Annotated in this window: 15 protein-coding genes; 8 read left to right on the top strand and 7 right to left on the bottom strand. The window is 71.5% G+C overall.

The window, feature by feature from the left end; translation table 11 throughout:
• Positions 1-247: 247 nt before the first annotated feature.
• Positions 248-1,558, bottom strand: coding sequence for a chromosomal replication initiator protein DnaA (dnaA, locus tag TTH_RS10015; RefSeq protein WP_011229057.1), 1,311 nt, complete (start codon positions 1,556-1,558; stop codon positions 248-250).
• 62 nt (positions 1,559-1,620) lie between these two features.
• Here dnaA and mnmG point away from each other — a divergent pair, with 62 nt between their 5' ends.
• The 4 genes from mnmG to TTH_RS09995 are packed head-to-tail and all read left to right on the top strand — an operon-like array spanning position 1,621 to position 5,699.
• Positions 1,621-3,414 (top strand): tRNA uridine-5-carboxymethylaminomethyl(34) synthesis enzyme MnmG, encoded by a 1,794-nt coding sequence (gene mnmG, locus TTH_RS10010; RefSeq protein ID WP_011229056.1) that lies wholly within the window; start codon positions 1,621-1,623, stop codon positions 3,412-3,414.
• Complete coding sequence (gene rsmG / locus TTH_RS10005; protein ID WP_011229055.1) at positions 3,414-4,163, top strand: 16S rRNA (guanine(527)-N(7))-methyltransferase RsmG; 750 nt, start codon at positions 3,414-3,416, stop codon at positions 4,161-4,163. Before mnmG ends, rsmG begins: the two co-directional genes overlap by 1 nt.
• A complete protein-coding gene (gene soj, locus TTH_RS10000) occupies positions 4,157-4,906 on the top strand; it encodes a chromosome-partitioning ATPase Soj (RefSeq protein WP_011229054.1) in 750 nt (249 codons plus the stop codon). Before rsmG ends, soj begins: the two co-directional genes overlap by 7 nt.
• The gene (locus TTH_RS09995; protein ID WP_011229053.1) at positions 4,890-5,699 is read left to right on the top strand and encodes a ParB/RepB/Spo0J family partition protein; all 810 of its coding nucleotides are present in this window, start codon (positions 4,890-4,892) and stop codon (positions 5,697-5,699) included. Before soj ends, TTH_RS09995 begins: the two co-directional genes overlap by 17 nt.
• On the opposite strand, the gene TTH_RS09990 is transcribed toward TTH_RS09995, so the two are convergent.
• From TTH_RS09990 to TTH_RS09980, 3 genes are read right to left on the bottom strand one after another with little or no spacing between them, the layout of a single operon-like run.
• Positions 5,687-7,720, bottom strand: coding sequence for a DNA internalization-related competence protein ComEC/Rec2 (locus TTH_RS09990; protein WP_011229052.1), 2,034 nt, complete (start codon positions 7,718-7,720; stop codon positions 5,687-5,689). The two genes, TTH_RS09995 and TTH_RS09990, sit on opposite strands and share 13 nt — an antisense overlap.
• Positions 7,717-8,025: a ComEA family DNA-binding protein gene (locus TTH_RS09985; RefSeq protein ID WP_024119555.1), complete on the bottom strand. Its 309-nt coding sequence runs from the start codon at positions 8,023-8,025 to the stop codon at positions 7,717-7,719. The genes TTH_RS09990 and TTH_RS09985 overlap by 4 nt, the downstream gene beginning before the upstream one ends.
• Positions 7,998-8,624, bottom strand: coding sequence for a YcxB family protein (locus TTH_RS09980; protein WP_011173972.1), 627 nt, complete (start codon positions 8,622-8,624; stop codon positions 7,998-8,000). The genes TTH_RS09985 and TTH_RS09980 overlap by 28 nt, the downstream gene beginning before the upstream one ends.
• A gap of 32 nt (positions 8,625-8,656) precedes the next feature.
• Between TTH_RS09980 and TTH_RS09975 the strand changes: the two genes are divergently transcribed.
• The 4 genes from TTH_RS09975 to pfkA all read left to right on the top strand — a co-directional run bounded on the left by TTH_RS09975 (position 8,657) and on the right by pfkA (position 11,503).
• The gene (locus TTH_RS09975) at positions 8,657-9,184 is read left to right on the top strand and encodes an inorganic diphosphatase (RefSeq protein WP_011173971.1); all 528 of its coding nucleotides are present in this window, start codon (positions 8,657-8,659) and stop codon (positions 9,182-9,184) included.
• 63 nt (positions 9,185-9,247) lie between these two features.
• Positions 9,248-9,742, top strand: a complete 495-nt coding sequence (locus TTH_RS09970) for a hypothetical protein (RefSeq protein WP_011229051.1) — start codon at positions 9,248-9,250, stop codon at positions 9,740-9,742.
• 1 nt (position 9,743) lies between these two features.
• The gene (gene rsmI / locus TTH_RS09965) at positions 9,744-10,538 is read left to right on the top strand and encodes a 16S rRNA (cytidine(1402)-2'-O)-methyltransferase (RefSeq protein ID WP_011229050.1); all 795 of its coding nucleotides are present in this window, start codon (positions 9,744-9,746) and stop codon (positions 10,536-10,538) included.
• Positions 10,535-11,503 (top strand): 6-phosphofructokinase, encoded by a 969-nt coding sequence (gene pfkA, locus TTH_RS09960; protein ID WP_011173968.1) that lies wholly within the window; start codon positions 10,535-10,537, stop codon positions 11,501-11,503. Before rsmI ends, pfkA begins: the two co-directional genes overlap by 4 nt.
• On the opposite strand, the gene TTH_RS09955 is transcribed toward pfkA, so the two are convergent.
• The 3 genes from TTH_RS09955 to pheS all read right to left on the bottom strand — a co-directional run bounded on the left by TTH_RS09955 (position 11,480) and on the right by pheS (position 15,464).
• Positions 11,480-11,944, bottom strand: coding sequence for a hypothetical protein (locus TTH_RS09955; protein ID WP_011229049.1), 465 nt, complete (start codon positions 11,942-11,944; stop codon positions 11,480-11,482). The genes pfkA and TTH_RS09955 overlap by 24 nt on opposite strands.
• A gap of 113 nt (positions 11,945-12,057) precedes the next feature.
• Complete coding sequence (pheT, locus tag TTH_RS09950; protein ID WP_011229047.1) at positions 12,058-14,415, bottom strand: phenylalanine--tRNA ligase subunit beta; 2,358 nt, start codon at positions 14,413-14,415, stop codon at positions 12,058-12,060.
• On the bottom strand, positions 14,412-15,464 hold the full coding sequence (pheS, locus tag TTH_RS09945; protein WP_011229046.1) for a phenylalanine--tRNA ligase subunit alpha: 1,053 nt from the start codon (positions 15,462-15,464) through the stop codon (positions 14,412-14,414). Before pheS ends, pheT begins: the two co-directional genes overlap by 4 nt.
• Between the last annotated feature and the right edge of the window lie 2 nt (positions 15,465-15,466).

The following is a 15,466-nucleotide window of genomic DNA, read 5'->3' as shown; positions in this document are numbered from 1 at the left end:
GATCCGTAGTCGTAGTAGTAGGGCCTGTGGAAATGTGGATAAGCGGGGGAAAACGCCCTCCAGGACGAGAAACGGGCTGTGGATAACTGCTGTGGATAACTGGCCCCGGCCTGTGGATAACCTGTGGATAAAGGGCGGGTTATCCACAGGGGTCGGCCCCCCCGGAGTTTTCCACAGGTTATCCACAGGGTTATCCACAGCTTGAGCCCGGTTATCCACAGGGTTATCCACAGGTTATCCACAGGGGTCATGTGCACGCCTCCCGGAGGGTGCGGAGGAGGCCCTGCACCTCCCGGTCGCTTTCCGCGAGCTCCTGGACCTTCTGGATGGCGTAGAGGACCGTGGTGTGGTCCCGGCCGCCGAAGAGCTGGCCGATCTCGGGCAGGGAGGCCCGGGTGAGCTCCCGCACCAGGTACATGGCGAGCTGCCGGGGGAGGACCACCTCCTTCTTGCGGCCGCTCCCCGTGAGCTCCTCCGGTTTCAGGCCGAAGTGGTCCGCCACTTTGCGGATGATCTCCAAGGGGTCCGCCTCCAGCTCCCTGGGGGCGAAGATGTCGGAGAGGGCCTTGGCGGCCACGGCGCGGGTCAGCTCAACGCCGTTGAGGGAGGCGAAGGCGATGGCCCGCATGAGGGCCCCTTCCAACTCCCGGATGTTGGAGGTGACCTGCCGGGCGATGTACTCCAGGGCGTCCTCGGGGATCCTCAGGCCCCGCTGCTCGGCGTTCATCTTCAGGATGGCGATCCGGGTTTCCAGGTCGGGGGGCTGGATGTCGGTGATCAGGCCCCACTCAAAGCGGCTCCGCAGGCGCGCCTCCAGGGTGAGGATGTCCTTGGGCGGCCGGTCGGAGGAGAGGATGATCTGCTTGTGGGCCTCGTAAAGGGCGTTGAAGGTGTGGAAAAACTCCTCCTGGGTGCGCTCCTTTCCGGCGATGAACTGGACGTCGTCCACCAGCAGGAGGTCCACGGAGCGGTACCGCTCCCGGAACTCCGTCATCCGGTCCTCGCGGATGGCGTTGATGAGCTCGTTGGTGAAAGTTTCCGTGGAAACGTACTCAATCCTCAGGTGGGGGAAGCGCTTGGCCACGGAGTGGCCCACGGCGTGCATCAGGTGGGTCTTTCCCAGGCCCACGCCCCCGTAGATGAAGAGGGGGTTGTAGGCCCGGCCGGGGGACTCGGCCACGGCCACGGCGGCGGCGTGGGCCATGGAGTTGTTGGGCCCCACCACGAAGTTTTCAAAGGTGTACTTCGGGTTGAGCTTGGGCCGGGGGGCCTCGGCGGGGGCGGCCTGGAAGATGTCCTCCTGGACCACGACCCCGGGCACCACCCGGAGCTCAAACCGGGGCGCCTGGGCCCCGAGGAGGCCGAGGGCCTCCTGGATGAGGCCGGCGTAGTGGCGCCGGATCCAGTCCAGGGCAAAGGAGGTGGGCACGGCGAGCTCCAGCACCCCGTCCCGGATCCCCAAGGGGCGGATCCTTTCAAACCAGGTGTGGAACTCCACCTCGGTGATGCTGCGGCGGATGTGCTCCAGAACGTGTTGCCAGACGGCCTCGTGCGACAACCTTCCCCCTCCGTCGTCCCGGTCCCCCATTTTAACCCCGGGACCCGCTAGAGTGAGATGGGATGGCGGGCTACGACGTGGTGGTGGTGGGAGGGGGCCACGCGGGCCTCGAGGCGGCCTGGGCGGCGGCCGCCCTGGGGGTCCGGGTGGCCCTGGTGACGGTGAACCCCGACCGGATCGGCATGATGCCCTGTAACCCCGCCGTGGGGGGGCCGGGGAAAAGCCAGCTCGTGGCGGAGGTGGTGGCCCTGGGCGGGCTCATGGGCCGGGCGGCGGACGCCGCCGCCATCCACACCCGGGTCCTGAACCGCTCCAAGGGCCCTGCGGTGCAAAGCCTTAGGGTCCAGGTGGACCGGGACCTCTACGCCCTCAAGGCCCAGGAGATCCTCGCGGAAAGGCCCGTGGAGGTGCTGCGGGGCGAGGTGGCGGCCCTCTGGGTAGAGGGGGGGAGGCTTCTCGGCGTCCGCACCGTGGACGGGCGGACCCTCCCCGCCAAGGCGGTGGTGGTGGCGGGGGGGACCTTCCTTTCCGGGGTGGTCTGGTACGGAAGGAAGAGCCGTCCCGCCGGGCGCCAGGGGGAGCCCCCGGCCCGTTTCCTCTCCCAAAGCCTCAAGGCGGTGGGCCACACCCTGAGGCGGTTCAAGACGGGGACCCCGCCCAGGATCCGCGCGGACAGCGTGGACTTCGGGCGCCTCGAGGTGGTCCCGCCCGAGGTGCCGCCCGGGAGTTTCACGGGAAACCCTGGGCCCCACGCCGCCAGGCTCCCCACCTGGCAGACCCGCACCACGGCGCGGACCCACCGCCTCATCCGCGAGAACCTCCACCTCTCCCCCCTCTACGCCGGGGACATCCAGGGCATCGGCCCCCGGTACTGCCCCTCCATTGAGGACAAGGTGGTGCGCTTCGCCGACAAGGAGAGCCACCTCCTCTTCGTGGAGCCGGACGGGCTCTCCACCACCGAGGTCTACCTCCAGGGCTTCTCCTCAAGCCTCCCTCCCGAGCTCCAGGAGGAGATGGTGCGCTCCCTCCCCGGGTTTGAGCGGGCGGTGATCCAGCGCTACGCCTACGCCGTGGAGTACGACAGCCTGGACCCCACGGAGCTCACCCGGGGCCTCCAGTCCCGCCTCCTGCCTGGGCTTTTCAGCGCCGGGCAGGTGAACGGCACCTCGGGCTACGAGGAGGCGGCGGCCCAGGGGCTTCTGGCCGGGCTCAACGCCGCCCGGTTCGCCCTGGGCCTTCCCGAGGTCCACCTCCCCCGGGAAAGCGGCTACATCGGGGTCCTGGTGGACGACCTCGTGGGCCGGGGCACGGACGAGCCCTACCGGATGATGACCTCCCGGGTGGAGCTCCGCCTCCTCTGCCGGGCGGACAACGCCGACGAGCGCCTCACCCCTTTGGCCGTGGCCTGGGGTCTGAGGCCCAAAGAGGATCTGGAGCGGGTGGAGGCCAAGTACCGCAGGGTGGCGGCGGAGCTTAGGCGCCTTCAGGCCCTTCGGGTGGAAGGGGTCTCCGGTCTCCAGTGGCTTAGGCGGCCGGAGAACACCTACCGGGCCCTGGCGGAGCGCTTCCCCCCGTCCGAGCCTCTCTCCCCCGAGGAGGCCTACCAGGTGGAGGTGCGGGCCAAGTACGCGGGCTACATTGAGCGGCAGGAGCGCCTGCGGGAGAAGATGAAGGACCTCGAGGCCTTCCGCATCCCCGAGGGGATGGACTTCCCCAAGGTGCCGGGGCTTTCCCGGGAGGCGGCGGAGAAGCTCTCCCGCCACCGGCCCAAAAGCCTCGCCGAGGCGGCCCGGATCCCCGGGGTGCGGGACTCGGACCTCACGGCCCTGGCCGTCCACCTGCGGCGGGGCGCCTGATGTTTCACGGGAAACACCCGGGGGGCCTGAGCGAAAGGGGCCGGGCCCTGCTCTTGGAGGGGGGAAAGGCCTTGGGCCTGGACCTAAAGCCCCACCTGGAGGCCTTCTCCCGCCTCTACGCCCTCCTCCAGGAGGCGAGCGGGAAGGTCAACCTCACCGCCCTCCGCGGTGAGGAGGAGGTGGTGGTCAAGCACTTCCTGGACTCCCTGACTCTCCTCAGGCTTCCCCTCTGGCAGGGGCCCCTACGGGTCCTGGACCTGGGGACGGGGGCGGGGTTTCCCGGCCTTCCCTTGAAGATCGTCCGCCCCGAGCTGGAGCTCGTCCTCGTGGACGCCACCCGGAAGAAGGTGGCCTTCGTGGAGCGGGCCATAGAGGTCCTTGGGCTCAAGGGGGCCCGGGCCCTCTGGGGCCGGGCGGAGGTCCTCGCCCGGGAGGCGGGCCACCGGGAGGCCTACGCCCGGGCGGTGGCCCGGGCCGTGGCCCCTCTCTGCGTCCTCTCCGAGCTCCTTTTGCCCTTCCTCGAGGTGGGCGGGGCGGCGGTAGCCATGAAGGGGCCCCGGGTGGAGGAGGAGCTCGCCCCCCTGCCCCCCGCTCTGGAGCGGCTCGGCGGGCGGCTTGGGGAGGTCCTCGCCCTCCAGCTTCCCCTCTCCGGGGAGGCGCGCCACCTGGTGGTGTTGGAGAAGACCGCCCCCACCCCCCCCGCCTACCCCCGGCGCCCTGGGGTTCCCGAGCGGCATCCGTTATGCTAAGGGCCAAGGTGCGGCGCATCGCCTTGGCCAACCAGAAGGGCGGGGTGGGCAAGACCACCACGGCCATCAACCTCGCGGCCTACCTGGCCCGCCTGGGCAAGCGGGTGCTCCTGGTGGACCTGGACCCTCAGGGGAACGCCACGAGCGGCCTCGGGGTGCGGGCGGAGCGGGGGGTGTACCACCTCCTCCAGGGGGAGCCCCTGGAGGGGCTCGTGCACCCCGTGGACGGCTTCCACCTCCTGCCCGCCACCCCGGACCTGGTGGGGGCCACGGTGGAGTTGGCCGGGGCCCCCACCGCCCTGCGGGAGGTCCTGCGGGATGAGGGCTACGACCTCGTCCTCCTGGACGCGCCCCCGAGCCTTTCCCCTCTTACCCTCAACGCCCTGGCCGCGGCGGAAGGGGTGGTGGTCCCGGTCCAGGCCGAGTACTACGCCCTGGAGGGGGTGGCGGGCCTCCTCGCCACCCTGGAGGAGGTGCGGGCGGGCCTCAACCCCAGCCTCCGCCTCCTCGGCATCCTGGTGACCATGTACGACGGCCGCACCCTGCTCGCCCAGCAGGTGGAGGCCCAGCTCCGCGCCCACTTCGGGGAGAAGGTGTTTTGGACGGTGATCCCCAGGAACGTCCGCCTGGCGGAGGCCCCGAGCTTCGGCAAGACCATTGCCCAGCACGCCCCCACCTCCCCCGGGGCCCACGCCTACCGCCGCCTGGCAGAGGAGGTGATGGCCCGTGTCCAGGAAGCCTAGCGGTCTCGGGCGGGGCCTCGAGGCCCTGCTCCCCAAGACGGGGGCGGGGGTGGTCCGCCTGCCCCTCGCCAGCATCCGCCCCAACCCCCGCCAGCCGCGGAAGCGGTTCGCCGAGGAGAGCCTCAAGGAGCTCGCCGACTCCATCCGGGAGAAGGGCCTCCTCCAACCCCTCCTCGTCCGGCCCCAGGGGGACGGGTACGAGCTCGTGGCGGGGGAAAGGCGCTACCGGGCCGCCCTCATGGCGGGGCTTCAGGAGGTCCCCGCCGTGGTCAAGGACCTCACGGACCGGGAGGCCTTGGAGCTCGCCCTGGTGGAGAACCTCCAGCGGGAGGACCTCTCCCCTGTGGAGGAGGCCCGGGGCTACCAGGCCCTTTTGGAGATGGGCCTCACCCAGGAGGAGGTGGCCCGGCGGGTGGGCAAGGCCCGCTCCACCGTGGCCAACGCCCTCAGGCTCCTCCAGCTTCCCCCCGAGGCCCTCGAGGCCCTGGAGCGGGGGGAGATCACCGCGGGCCACGCCCGGGCCCTCCTCATGCTGGAGCCCGAGGACCGGCTCTGGGGGCTTAAGGAGATCCTGGAGAAGGGGCTTTCCGTGCGGCAGGCGGAGGCCCTGAGGGAGCGCCTGGCCATGGCCCCTAAGCGCCCCGCTGAGCCCTCCCCCCTCTCCCTGGAGCTCTCCCGCCACCTGGGCCTGCCCGTGAGGGTGGTGGGGGGGAAGAAGGGCAAGGTGGTGATCCAGTACCGCTCCTTGGAGGAGCTGGAGGCCCTTCTGCGGCGCCTCGGCTACCAGGCGTAGCCGAAGAGGACGCGCACCGCCCCGTCCTGGTCGGTGCGGCGCACCTCCGCGCCGTGGCGCTCAAGGCGCTCCAGGACCTCGGGGTGGGGGTGGCCGAAGGGGTTGGGCCCCACCCCGATGAGGGCCACCCGGGGCCTCGTCCTTTCCAGGAGGACCTCGGAGGTGCCGCTTTGGGAGCCGTGGTGGCTCACCTTGAGCGCCTCCACCTCCCCCACGGGAAGCCTGGCCTCCACCTCCCGGGGCAGGTCGGCGAGGAGGAGGGCCCGTCCCCGGCCGAAGTCCAGGAGGAGGGCGAGGCCGTCTTGGTTGTCGTCCCCGGAGAGGGCCTCGGGCCAGAGCACCCGGACCTCGCCCTGGCCCACCTTAAGGCGGGTTCCCGCCCCGGCCCGCACCACGGGGACGCCCCGCGCCCTTAGGGCCTGGGCCAGGGGGTGGTCCTCGGGGAAGCCGGGGGCGAGGAGGGCAAGGCCCACGGGAACCTCCTCTATCACCCGGAAAAGCCCCCCGTAGTGGTCCGCGTCGGGGTGGGTGGCCACCAAAAGCTCCAGGGCCTCCACCCCGAGGGCGCGGAGGGCCCGGACCACCGCCTCCCCCTTCTCCGCCCGTCCCCCGTCCACCAGGACCTCCCCGCCCCCCATGCGGGCGAGGAGGGCGTCCCCCTGGCCCACGTCCAGCATCCAGAGGTCCAGCGGCTTTGGCCGGGCGGCGAGGAGGCCCACCAGGGTGGGCAGGGAGGCGAGGAGGAGGGCGCGCCGCCAGGGAAGCCTGCGGTGGAGGGCGAAAAGGAGGGGGAGAAGGCCCAGGTAGTAGAGGGCAAAGCCTGGGGGGGCGATCTCCCCCCAGCGGAGGAGGGGCCCTTGGGCCGCAAGCCCCGCCAGGAGGAGGAGCCCCCGGGCGAGGGGCTCCACCAGGGGGGCGGGGAGGGCGCCGAGGAAGAGCTTGAGGAAGCCGAGGGGCACGAGGAGGGCCACCAGGGGGAGGGCGAGGAGGTTGGCGAGGGGGGCGAGGAGGGGGGCGAAGCCGAAGCGGTGGAGGAGGAGGGGGAGGAGGAAGGCCTGGACGGCCAGGCTTGCGGCCACGCCCCCGAGGAGATAGCCCCTGGGGCCCGGGGGAAGCCTCAGGGCCGGGAGGACCAGGGCCAGGCCCAGCACCGCGAGGTAGGAGAGCTGGAACCCGAGGCCGAGGAGGGCCTCGGGGCGGAGGAGGAGCTGGAGGAAGAGGGCGAGCCCCAGGGCCTGGACCACCCCGGCCCCCCCAAGGCCCAGGAAGAGGCCGAGGAGGGACAGGCCCGCCATGAGGCTCGCCCGCACCAGGGAGGGGCTCGGCCCGGCGAGGAGGAGGTAGAAGGGGAGGAGGGCGAGGGCCAGGAGGTAGCGCCACCGCCCCAGGGGGTAGAGGCCGAGGACGGCGAAGCCCACGAGCACCCCCACGTGAAGGCCAGAGAGCGCCAGGAGGTGGGCGAGGCCCGCCCGCTGGAAGAGGGGGTAGGCCGTCTCTAAGCCCCCCTTGTCCCCGAGGACCAGGCCCTCCACCACCTCCCGGGCCTCGAGGCTCAGGCCCGCCCCTAGGCGTTCCCGGAACCCCTCCCTCCAGTCGGGCAGGGGCCCCAAGGGCTCGGCGCTTTCGGCCCGGAGCACCCCCTTGGCCCCCCGGCTCAGGAGCCAGGCCCGTTGGTCAAACCCCCCGGGGTTGGTCCGGCCTTGGGGCGGGGCGATGCGCCCCCGGAGGCGGTAGCGGCCGTCCGGTAGAGGGGGATAGTGGCTCACCCAGAGGAGGTGGCCCTCCGCCCGTGTGAACCCGCCCCTCACGGCGAAGACCCCCTCCACGGCGGCGCCCCACGGGGGCTCGGGCAAGGGGAAGAGGAGGGCCCGGGCCAGGACGAGGCCGAAGCCCAGGGCGAAGGGAAGGCGGAGGAAGGGAAGGAGGCCGAGCCCAAGGAAGGCCCAAGGCGCGAAAAGCCCCCAGGCGGCCACCAAAGCCCCCGCCCCAAGCCCCACTCCCCAGGTCCAAGAAGGCCTCATGGCCGGAGGTAGGGGCGGAGGCGCTCCAGGGTGGCGGGGCCGATCCCTTTCACCTTGAGAAGGTCCTCCACCCGGGCGTAGGGCCTGCCCTCCACGATGCGCCGGGCCAGGACGGGGCCGATGCCGGGCAGGGCCATGAGCTCTTCCAGGCTCGCCTCGTTCAGGCTCACGGGGGTTTGCGCTTGGGGCAAAGGGGCGACCTTTCCCAGGGCCTCCACCCGCACCGGAAGCGGGGCGGGGGCGAGCTTGGGCCAGAGGGCGAGGAGGCCGAGGAGGGCTACCGCGAGGAGGTAGCCGAGGACCAGGCCGTCAAGGCCAGGGTGAGGCCGCCCAGGACCACTCCCCCGAGGACCCAGGGGTCGGCGTCCGGGTGGGTGGCCGCGAAGCCCACCGCGTAGGCCAGGGTGAGGAGGGCGAGGAGCCTCAGGGGTAGGGCCAAAGGGTTGCGGGTTCCCTGGGCCGGGGGAGGGGGCGTGGGGGTAGGGGCGGGAGGGGGCTCCTCCGGGGCGAGCTCCACCGAGGGGGTTTTGGCCGGGGGCTCCTCCTCCCAGACGGGGGCCTTGGCCTCCTGGGCGGGGGGCTTGGGGGGCTCGGGCCTGGGGGCGGCGGTGGCCTTCTTGGCCCGGGCCACGTGGGGCTTGAGCCCCTCGAGGAAGGCCTTGAGTTCCTCCAGGGGGAAGGCCTTCAGGGGGATGGAGAGGGCCTCCGCGTCGCCCTGGACCAGGACCGTCCCCCCTTCCCCCCGGGTTACCCGCCGGATCCGGGCGAGCTCCAGGCGTTGCACCCCCTGGTCGCTCAGGAAGAGGAGCGCCGTTTCCGTGACCGCGAGAAGCCCCTCCGGGCCCTCCAGTTGGGCGAGGGGGCGCTCCCCGAGACGGGCGAGCTCGGCTTCATACTTGCCCATGGCCCCATTCTATACGGCATAATGGGGGCGGTATGGCGAACCTGAAGAGCCTTCCCGTGGGCGACAAGGCGCCCGAGGTGGTCCACATGGTCATTGAGGTCCCCCGCGGCTCGGGCAACAAGTACGAGTACGACCCGGACCTCGGGGCGATCAAGCTGGACCGGGTCCTGCCGGGAGCCCAGTTCTACCCCGGGGACTACGGCTTCATCCCCTCCACCCTGGCCGAGGACGGGGACCCCTTGGACGGCCTCGTCCTCTCCACCTACCCCCTCCTCCCCGGGGTGGTGGTGGAGGTCCGGGTGGTGGGCCTCCTCCTCATGGAGGACGAGAAGGGCGGGGATGCCAAGGTCATCGGGGTGGTGGCCGAGGACCAGCGCCTGGACCACATCCAGGACATCGGGGACGTCCCCGAGGGCGTGAAGCAAGAGATCCAGCACTTCTTTGAGACCTACAAGGCCCTCGAGGCCAAGAAGGGGAAGTGGGTCAAGGTCACGGGCTGGCGGGACCGGAAGGCGGCCTTGGAGGAGGTCCGGGCCTGCATCGCCCGCTACAAGGGCTAGGGGCTGAAAGGCGCTTTCCGGGCCGGGGACGCCCCGGCCCCATTAGAATTCAGGGGGGTGTGCATGGTCTGCCCGGTCTGCGGCGAGGCGCTGGAGCTGGAAGGGTACGAGGTGGGGGACCTCGTGGACTGCGAGGCCTGCGGGGCGGTCCTCCGCCTCCTCTCCGATGGGGGCCTGGAGGTGGTGGTGCCCCCGGGGGGGGAGAAGGAGCCCCTCTGGGGCCTCGAGGCCTACGGGGACGGGGAGGAGGCCGTCCTCCGCTTCTCCGACGGGACCCTGGAGGAGGGGGTGCGCGTGGCCAAGGCGGAGCTGGCCGAGGCCCTGCGCCGCCTGGAGGAGGGGGTGGGGGACGAGGCCCCCGAGGAGGCCGAGGACGAGCCCAACCGGGAGCCCGACTACCTGACCGTCCACGTGGAGGCTGAGCCCGGGCCTTTGGTGCTCCGGCGCATCGTCTACCGGGGGGCGCCGGACCTTCTGGAGTTCACCCTGCCCTCGGGCTCCGTCTACGAGTTCCCCTTCCGGGAGGCCCTGGCCCTTCTTCGCCCCGTGGTGGGCTGACGTGCGGCTGGTCTTGGTCCCCACGCCCATCGGCAACCTGGAGGACATCACCTTGAGGGCCCTCCGCGTCCTCAAGGAGGTGGAGGTGGTGGCCTGCGAGGACACCCGCCGCACCGGGCTCCTCCTCAAGCACTACGGCATTCCCACCCCCACCCTCCGCCTGGACCAGCACACGGTGGGGCGGGCGCGGGAGCTCCTCGCGCCTTACCGCTACGTGGCCTACGCCACGGACGCCGGCACCCCCGGGATCTCGGACCCGGGGGCCGAGCTCGTGCGCCTGGCCCTGGAGTGGGGCTGGCGGGTGGAAGCGCTTCCCGGCCCCACGGCCTTGATCCCCGCCCTGGTGGCCTCCGGCCTGCCCACCCACCGCTTCACCTTTGAGGGGTTCCTGCCGAAGGGGGGAAGGGAGCGGAGGGAGCGGATCCTGGCCTTGGCCCGGGAGGGGAGGACGGCTGTGCTCTACGAGAGCCCCCACCGCCTGCGCAAGACCTTGGAGGATCTCCTCGAGGTCTACGGGCCGGATCACCCCGTGGCGGTGGCCCGGGAGCTCAGCAAGCTCCACGAGGAGATCTTTCGTGGAAGCCTCCGGGAAGCCTTGGAACATTTCCAGGAGCCCCGGGGGGAGTTCGTCCTCGTCCTGGGACCCAAGGCCCTGGAGGCCCCAAACGGCGAGGCCCTGGCCCGGAGGCTGAAGGAGGAGGGGCTTTCGGGGAGGGCCTTGGTCCGGGCCCTCGTGGCCTTGGGCCTTCCCCGGAACGAGGCGTACCGACTGGCCTTGGAGGAGGAAGAGGGATGAAACGCATCGGGGTGTTCACCAGCGGCGGCGACGCGCCGGGGATGAACGCGGCCATCCGGGCGGTGGTGCGCCAGGCCCACGCCCTGGGGGTGGAGGTCATCGGGATCCGCCGCGGCTACGCCGGCATGATCCAAGGGGAGATGGTGCCCTTGGGGGTGCGGGACGTGGCCAACATCATCCAGCGGGGCGGGACGATCCTCCTCACGGCGAGGAGCCAGGAGTTCCTCACGGAGGAGGGGCGGGCCAAGGCCTACGCCAAGCTGCAGGCGGCGGGGATTGAGGGCCTGGTGGCCATCGGCGGCGACGGGACCTTCCGCGGGGCGCTTTGCCTCGTGGAGGAGCACGGGATGCCGGTGGTGGGGGTTCCGGGCACCATAGACAACGACCTCTACGGCACGGACTACACCATCGGCTTTGACACCGCGGTGAACACGGCCCTCGAGGCCATAGACCGGATCCGGGACACCGCGGCGAGCCACGAGCGGGTCTTCTTCATAGAGGTCATGGGGCGGCACGCCGGGTTCATCGCCCTGGACGTGGGGCTTGCCGGCGGGGCGGAGGTCATCGCCGTCCCCGAGGAGCCCGTGGACCCCAAGGCCGTGGCCGAGGTGCTGGAGGCCTCCCAGAGGCGGGGGAAGAAGAGCTCCATCGTGGTGGTGGCCGAGGGGGCCTACCCCGGCGGGGCCGCGGGGCTTCTCGCCGCCATCCGGGAGCACCTCCAGGTGGAGGCCCGGGTCACCGTCCTGGGGCACATCCAGCGGGGCGGGAGCCCCACGGCCAAGGACCGGATCCTGGCGAGCCGCCTGGGGGCGGCCGCGGTGGAGGCCCTGGTGGGCGGGGCGAGCGGGGTCATGGTGGGGGAGGTGGAGGGCGAGGTGGACCTCACCCCCCTGAAGGAGGCGGTGGAGCGCAGGAAGGACATCAACCGGGCCCTCTTGCGCCTATCGCAGGTGCTGGCCCTCTAGGCCCAACGCCTTCCGCGCCCAGGGCGTTCCCCAGGCCCAGGCGAAGACCCGGCGGGCGAAGGGGCTTTGCGCCACCCCCTGGTAGATGGGGGTGGGCAGGCGGAGGGAGGGGTAGCGGATCCCCCCGGAAGGGGCGGGCTCGCTGGGGAAGCCCGTCCAGATGGCCGCCGCGAGGAAGAGGCCGAGGAGGCCGCCCCCGAGAAGCCCGAGGCCCCTTTCCGCCGCCTCGGAGAGGAAGAGGGGGAGGCTTTTGGCCAAGGCCCCCAGGACGAGCCCCAGGGCGAGGGCGGTCCAGAAGGCGGGGAGGCCGAGGGCCAGGGCGGCCGCGTAGAGGGGAAGGCCCAGGAGCCCGACCCAGGCGAGGACAAGCCCCCCCCGGTACCCCAGGGCCAGGGAGAGGGCCAGAACCATGAGGGCCAGGAGGTCCACCCAGGTGAGCATGCCCCCAGCTTATACCTTTTCTCCCCGGTTCCTTCGCCCGGCTAATCCGGAAAAGCCCTCTGAGGGCCTTTTGCCGGGGCCCCCATGCTGGCGCAAGCCAGCATGGGGTGGCATTACGGGGTGTCCAGGCCGCGCAGGCCGAACCCCCTGGCCCTGAGGGCCTCCGCCACCCGGGAGACGGCCTCCTCCACCTCCTCGTCCCGCAGGGTGCGCTTGGGGTGGCGGAAGCGGAGGTGGAAGGCGAGGCTCTTGTGGCCTTCGGGCAGGGGCGGGCCTTGGTAGAGGTCAAAGAGGGCGAGGCTTTCCAGGTAGGGGCCTGCGGCCTCCCGCACCAAAGCCTCCACCTCGCCGTANGGGGTGGGGGCGGGGACCACCACGGCCAGGTCGCGGAAGGCGGCGGGGTGGCGGGAGGGGTCTTGGAAGGCGAGGGGTTTGTCCGGGAGGGGCAGGCGGAGCTCAAAGAGGTGGACGGGGGGAAGCTCCAGCTCCTGGGCGATCTCGGGGTGGAGGGCGCCGAGGAAGCCCACCTCCTCCCCCTCCACCAGGACCCGTCCCGAGACCCCGGGGTGGAGGAAGGGGAAGGCCTGGGCCTCCACCCGGAAGGCCAGGCCGAGCCGGGCGAAGAGGGCCTCGAGGTACCCCTTGAGGAGGAAGTAGCCGGAAAGCCGCTCCTTGGCCCAGGGGAGGCCCACCCCCTCGCCGAAGAGGAGGCCGGCCAGGTGGGTCTCCTCCCGCTCCCGGAAGACCCGGCCCACCTCAAAGAGGAGGGCCCGCTCGGGCCGGTCCAGGTCCAGGTTCTCCTTCAGCACCCGGACCAGGCCGGGGAAGAGGTGGGTCCTGAGGGCCGCCTTTTCCGGGGCCAGGGGGTTGAGGAGGAGGAGGCGGGGGGGATCAAGGCGGAAGCGGCGGGCGTCCTCGGGGTCCATGAAGCTGTAGGTGTAGACCTCCTGGAAGCCGAGCCCGGAGAGGACTTCCCTTAGGCGCTGCTCCTTCCGGTAGGGGGCTTCTACCCCGCGGTTGTCGGGGGCGGGGAAGAAGGCGGGGAGGGCCAAGGGGATGGTCTCGTAGCCCTGGATGCGGGCCACCTCCTCCACCAGGTCCTCCTCCAGCCTGAGGTCCAGGCGGTGGCTGGGCGGGGTGACCCGGTAGGTGGGGCCTTCGCCTTCCACCCGGCACCCGAGCCGCTTGAGGATGGCGATCTGCTCGGCCTCGGGGTAGGACGTGCCCAGGAGGCGGTTGGCGTACTCGGGGCGGAAGGGGATGGCCTCCGGGGGCTTGGGGCTTCCCGCCTCGAGGAGGGCCTCGGCCACCCGGGCCCCCGCCAGGGCCTGGAGGAGGCTTAAGGCCCGCCTCTGGGCGGGGACCTGGCCCAGGGGGTCCACCCCCCGCTCAAAGCGGTGGCTCGCCTCGGTGCGCAGGCCGTGGCGGCGGGCGGTCTTGCGGATGGAGACCGGGTCAAAGCAGGCCACCTCCAAGGCGATGGCCTCCGTGTCCTCCCGGACCTCGCTCTCCGCCCCGCCCATGACCCCGGCGAGGCCCAAGGGGAAGCTCTCCTCCCCCCGCCACCCGGCGATCACCAGGTCCTCGGGGTGGAGGGTTCTTTCCACCCCGTCCAGGGTCTTAAGCCGCTCCCCTTCCCGCGCCCGGCGCACCGCGATCCCCTCTCCTACGAAGCGCAGGTCAAAGGCGTGCATGGGCTGGGCCCTTTCCAGCATGACGTAGTTGGTCACGTCCACGACGTTGTTGATGGGCCGCATGCCCGCGGCGAAGAGGGCCCGCTGCATCCAGAGGGGGCTTGGGGCCACCCTTAGGCCGAAGGCGTAGCCCAGGGTGAAGTGGGGGGCGCCCTCCGGGTCCTCCACCTTGAGGGCGAAGGGGAGGGGAAGGGCCTCCGCCTTCAGGGCCGCTTCGGGCTCCACCAGGGCGTAGCCCAGGGCGTGGAGGTCCCGGGCGAGGCCCAAAAGGCCCAGGGCGTCCGGGCGGTTCGGGGTGACCTCGAGGTCCAGCACCACCTCCTCCGGCCAGGCCTCCGAAAGGGGGGTGCCGGGGGGGAGGGCGTCCTCGGGGAACTCCAGAAGCCCCCCGCCGTACTCCCCTACCCCGAGCTCCCGGGGAGAGAGGGCCATGCCGAAGGACCGCACCCCTTGGATGACCCGTTCCCCCACCTTTTGGCCCAGGCCGGGAAGCTCCGTCCCGGGGAGGGCCAGGGCCACCCCGATTCCTTTTCGGGCGTTTTCCGCCCCCGAGACCACTTCCACCGTCCGGCCCGCGTCCAGGACCAGGCGCTTAAGCCGGGTGCCGGGGATGGGGTGGGCCTCCAGGACCCGGGCGAAGACCACCCCTCTTGGGATGGGGAAGACCCGCTCTATCCGGTCCGTTTCAAACCCCAGGCCCGCCAGGCGCTCCTCCAGGACCTCGGGGCTTTCCAGCTCGGGCACGTAGGCTTTTAGCCAGGAGAAGGGCACCCTCATAGAACCCCCTTGAACTGCTCCAGGAACTTGAGCCTGCCCCCGAAGAAGTAGCGGATGTCGGGGATGCCGTAGCGGAGCATGGCGAGGCGCTCCACCCCGAGCCCGAAGGCGAAGCCCGTGACCCCCCGGTAGGCCGGGGGCAGGCCGAGCCTTTCCCGGTAGGCGTCCACCGCCTGGAAGACCTTGGGGTGGACCATCCCGGCCCCGCCCAGCTCCAGCCACTTCCCCCCCTCGGGCCACCACACGGCGAACTGGGCCCCGGGCTCCACGAAGGGGAAGTAGACGGGCTGGAAGCGCACCTTGGAGTCGGGGCCGAAGAGGGCCTGGGCGAGCTCGTAAATCGCCCCCTTGAGGTGGGCCATGGCGATCCCCTCGCCCACCACCAGGCCCTCCAGCTGGTGGAAGACGGCCTCGTGGGTGGCGTCCGTCTGCTCAAAGCGGAAGACCCGGCCCGGGACCACGATGCGGAAAGGGGGGGTGTGGGCCACCATGTACCGGACCTGCATGGGGGAGGTGTGGGTCCTGAGGAGGAGGCGCCCCTCCACCTCCTCCCCCAGGGGGCCTTCCAGCCTAAAGCCCTCCCCAGTGAGCCAGAAGGTGTCCCACATGTCCCGCGCCGGGTGGTGTTCGGGGATGTTCAGGGCGTCAAAGTTGAAGAACTCGCTCTCCACCTCGGGGCCCTCCACCGCCTGGTAGCCCAGGGCGCGGAAGATCTCCACGAGCTCCCGCTCCATGAGGGTGATGGGGTGGAGCCCCCCGGAGAAGAGGCTTGCTCCGGGAAGGCTCACGTCCACCCGCTCCCGCTCCAAGGCCTCCTTGAGGGCCGCCTCCTCCAGGGCCTTTTCCCGCGCCTCCAGGGCCGCCTCGAGGGCGGCCTTGATGGCGTTCAGCTCCTGGCCCCGTTTCCGGCGCTCCTCCAGGGGAAGGGCCGAAAGGCCCTTCATCTCCTGGGTCAAGAGGCCCTTCTTCCCCAGGTAGCGGGCCTTGAGGGCTTTGAGCTCCTCCAGGTCCCGGGCGTTTTGGATGGCGGCCAAGGCTTCTTCCAGCATGG

Source organism: Thermus thermophilus HB8 (assembly GCF_000091545.1).
In the GTDB taxonomy this organism is placed as follows: Bacteria; Deinococcota; Deinococci; order Deinococcales; family Thermaceae; genus Thermus; species Thermus thermophilus.
This window is presented reverse-complemented; position numbering and strand designations above follow the sequence as displayed.